This window comes from Pseudomonas sp., from assembly GCF_050739995.1.
Taxonomy (GTDB): Bacteria; Pseudomonadota; Gammaproteobacteria; order Pseudomonadales; family Pseudomonadaceae; genus Aquipseudomonas.
Window position 1 is genome coordinate 1 of the sequence record NZ_JBOICG010000782.1, and the last position, 3,683, is coordinate 3,683.

The following is a 3,683-nucleotide window of genomic DNA, read 5'->3' on the forward strand; positions in this document are numbered from 1 at the left end:
GAAAACCGAATGACAGCGCGGATATAAAAAAGCCCCTGGACCTTAAGGTCCAGGGGCTTTTTTATATCCGCGCTGTCATTCGGTTTTCCGAACGTCGCCCACCACACCATTCGGTTTGCCGGACCACTCGCTGGTTTTTTTGCCGTCACGCAAAGTTAATCTTCATATAAATCATACAGTTAACCTTTTATTTAAGGTATGGCACGACTCATGCTCTACACTCCCTGACGATTGCCTGAGACGCCTCAGGAGCCGTTACGGGCATTCGCTGTACAAGAGAGCCGTTTAGCCGGCTTCATAAAAAAAACAAATGTCGAGGAAGTATTGATGCGCATCGTTCCCCATATCCTGGGCGCAGCTATCGCTGCTGCTCTGATCAGCACTCCAGTTTTCGCCGCCGAACTCACCGGCACACTGAAGAAGATCAACGACTCCGGCACCATCACTCTCGCGCACCGCGACAGCTCCATTCCGTTTTCCTACATTGCGGATGGTTCGGGCAAACCTGTGGGCTACTCCCACGACGTTCAGTTGGCTGTGGTTGAAGCCCTGAAAAAAGACCTGAACAAGCCCGACCTCAAGGTCAAGTACAACCTGGTGACCTCGCAAACCCGTATCCCGTTGATCCAGAACGGCACCGCGGATCTTGAGTGCGGCTCCACCACCAACAACGCCGAACGCGCCCAGCAAGTTGATTTCACCGTCAACATCTTCGAAATCGGCACTCGCCTGCTGGTCAAGAAAGACAAGGATGGCAAGCCTTCCTACGCTGACTTTGCCGACCTGAAAGGCAAGAACGTCGTGACCACCGCCGGCACCACGTCCGAGCGCATCATCAAGGCGATGAACGCCGACAAGCAGATGGGCATGAACGTCATCTCCGCCAAAGACCACGGCGAATCCTTCCAGATGCTGGAAAGCGGCCGTGCCGTTGCCTTCATGATGGACGACGCCCTGCTGGCCGGCGAAGAAGCCAAGGCCAAGAAGCCGGATGACTGGGTCATCACCGGCACGCCACAGTCCTTCGAAGCCTATGCCTGCATGGTTCGTAAAGACGATCCAGCGTTCAAGAAGGCTGTCGATGACGCCATCGTTGGCCTGTACAAGTCTGGCGAGATCAACAAGATCTACAGCAAGTGGTTCGAAAGCCCGATCCCACCGAAAGGCCTGAACCTGAACTTCCCGATGAGCGACAAGGTGAAGGAGCTGATTGCCAACCCAAGCGACAAGCCAGCGCCTGACGTAAAAATCTGATACCTGACTAAGCTTATCTCCTGAGGGAGCCAACTCTCCCTCAGGCGTCTGTTACTACCTGCTGGCTTTAATTTGGAACACTCGACCTGGCGGTTTTCGAGCCGATCGCGTGTGCCTGGCGTTCACCGTCAGGCGGGAAAGGATCTTCCCCAAGCGGGTGCTTGTACATCGATCGATCTCGAGGGGAGACCCTAATGAATTACAACTGGGACTGGGGCGTGTTCTTCAAGTCCACCGGCGTGGGCAGCGAGACTTATCTCGACTGGTACATCGCCGGCTTGGGCTGGACCATCGCCATCGCTGTCGTGGCATGGATTATCGCCTTGTTGCTGGGGTCCATTCTGGGCGTCATGCGCACCGTGCCAAACCGCATCGTATCGGGCATCGCGACCTGCTACGTGGAACTGTTTCGTAACGTGCCGCTGCTGGTTCAGCTGTTCATCTGGTACTTCCTGGTACCCGATATGCTGCCGCAGAACCTGCAGGACTGGTACAAACAAGACCTGAACCCGACTACCTCGGCCTACCTGAGCGTGGTGGTGTGCCTGGGCCTGTTCACCGCCGCACGTGTGTGTGAACAAGTACGTACCGGCATCCAGGCGCTGCCACGTGGCCAAGAGTCCGCCGCGCGCGCCATGGGTTTCAAGCTGCCGCAGATCTACTGGAACGTGCTGCTGCCCCAGGCTTATCGGATCATCATTCCGCCGCTTACCTCGGAATTCCTCAACGTGTTCAAGAACTCCTCCGTGGCGTCCTTGATCGGCCTGATGGAACTGCTGGCGCAAACCAAGCAGACCGCCGAGTTCTCGGCCAACCTGTTTGAAGCCTTCACCCTGGCCACCCTGATCTACTTCACCCTGAACATGAGCCTGATGTTGCTGATGCGCCTGGTCGAGAAGAAAGTCGCCGTGCCCGGCCTGATCTCCGTGGGGGGTAAATAATGGACTTCGATTTCAGCGGCATCATCCCCGCCATCCCCGGCCTGTGGAACGGCATGGTCATGACCCTGCAGTTGATGGTCATGGGCGTGGTCGGCGGCATCGCGCTGGGTACGATCCTGGCGCTGATGCGCCTGTCGTCCAGCACACTGCTGTCGCGCCTGGCCGGCGCCTATGTGAACTACTTTCGCTCGATCCCACTGCTGTTGGTGATCACCTGGTTCTACCTGGCGGTGCCGTTCGTGCTGCGCTGGATCACCGGCGAAGACACCCCGATCGGGGCGTTCACCTCCTGCGTCGTGGCCTTCATGATGTTCGAAGCCGCGTACTTCTGCGAAATCGTGCGGGCCGGCGTGCAGTCGATCCCCAAGGGCCAGATGGGCGCAGCACAAGCGATGGGCATGACCTACGGCCAGACCATGCGCCTGATCATCCTGCCCCAGGCGTTCCGCAAGATGACCCCGTTGCTGCTGCAACAGTCGATCATCCTGTTCCAGGACACCTCGCTGGTCTACACCGTGGGCCTGGTGGACTTCCTCAACTCCGCCCGCTCCAACGGCGACATTATCGGCCGCTCCAATGAGTTCCTGATCTTCGCCGGTGTCGTCTACTTCATCATCAGCTTTTCCGCCTCGCTGCTGGTCAAGCGTCTGCAAAAAAGGTTTGCCGTATGATCTCTATCAAGAACATCAACAAGTGGTATGGCGACTTCCAGGTGCTGACCGACTGCAGCACCGAGGTTAAAAAAGGCGAAGTGATCGTGGTGTGCGGCCCATCGGGCTCGGGCAAATCCACCCTGATCAAGTGCGTCAACGCATTGGAACCGTTCCAGAAGGGCGACATCGTGGTCGATGGCACGTCCATCGCCGACCCGAAGACCAACCTGCCGAAACTGCGCTCGCGCGTGGGCATGGTGTTCCAGCACTTCGAGCTGTTCCCGCACCTGACCATCACCGAAAACCTGACCATCGCGCAGATCAAGGTGCTCGGCCGCACCAAGGAAGAAGCCACCAAGAAGGGCCTGCAACTGCTCGACCGCGTGGGCCTGTCGGCACACGCCCACAAGCATCCGGGCCAACTGTCCGGCGGTCAGCAGCAACGGGTAGCAATTGCCCGCGCCCTGGCCATGGACCCGATCGTCATGCTGTTCGACGAACCAACCTCGGCGCTGGACCCGGAAATGGTCAACGAAGTGCTGGACGTAATGGTGCAACTGGCCCACGAAGGCATGACCATGATGTGCGTGACCCACGAAATGGGCTTCGCCCGCAAAGTGGCCGACCGCGTTATCTTCATGGACGCCGGCAAGATCATCGAAGACTGCCCGAAAGAAGAGTTCTTCGGCGACATCAGCGCCCGCTCTGAACGCGCGCAGCACTTCCTTGAGAAAATCCTGCAGCACTAAAGCCAACGCCGCGTGGGCTTTTTGTAGTGAGCGGGCTTGCCCCGCGCTGGGGGGCGAAGCCGCCCTAAAACCAGGCACCCTAATTC

General features: G+C 58.0%; 4 protein-coding genes. All 4 read left to right on the forward strand.

Annotation, left to right across the window (positions count from 1 at the left end):
* Nucleotides 1–327 precede the first annotated feature (327 nt).
* The 4 genes from ACRESD_RS26455 to ACRESD_RS26470 all read left to right on the forward strand — a co-directional run bounded on the left by ACRESD_RS26455 (nucleotide 328) and on the right by ACRESD_RS26470 (nucleotide 3,597).
* Nucleotides 328–1,254, forward strand: coding sequence for a glutamate/aspartate ABC transporter substrate-binding protein (locus ACRESD_RS26455; RefSeq protein WP_431753605.1), 927 nt, complete (start codon nucleotides 328–330; stop codon nucleotides 1,252–1,254).
* Between the two features lie 194 nt (nucleotides 1,255–1,448).
* On the forward strand, nucleotides 1,449–2,195 hold the full coding sequence (locus tag ACRESD_RS26460; RefSeq protein WP_010212762.1) for an amino acid ABC transporter permease: 747 nt from the start codon (nucleotides 1,449–1,451) through the stop codon (nucleotides 2,193–2,195).
* A complete protein-coding gene (locus ACRESD_RS26465; RefSeq protein ID WP_431753606.1) occupies nucleotides 2,195–2,866 on the forward strand; it encodes an amino acid ABC transporter permease in 672 nt (223 codons plus the stop codon). Before ACRESD_RS26460 ends, ACRESD_RS26465 begins: the two co-directional genes overlap by 1 nt.
* Nucleotides 2,863–3,597: an amino acid ABC transporter ATP-binding protein gene (locus ACRESD_RS26470; RefSeq protein ID WP_431753607.1), complete on the forward strand. Its 735-nt coding sequence runs from the start codon at nucleotides 2,863–2,865 to the stop codon at nucleotides 3,595–3,597. The genes ACRESD_RS26465 and ACRESD_RS26470 overlap by 4 nt, the downstream gene beginning before the upstream one ends.
* Nucleotides 3,598–3,683 lie beyond the last annotated feature (86 nt).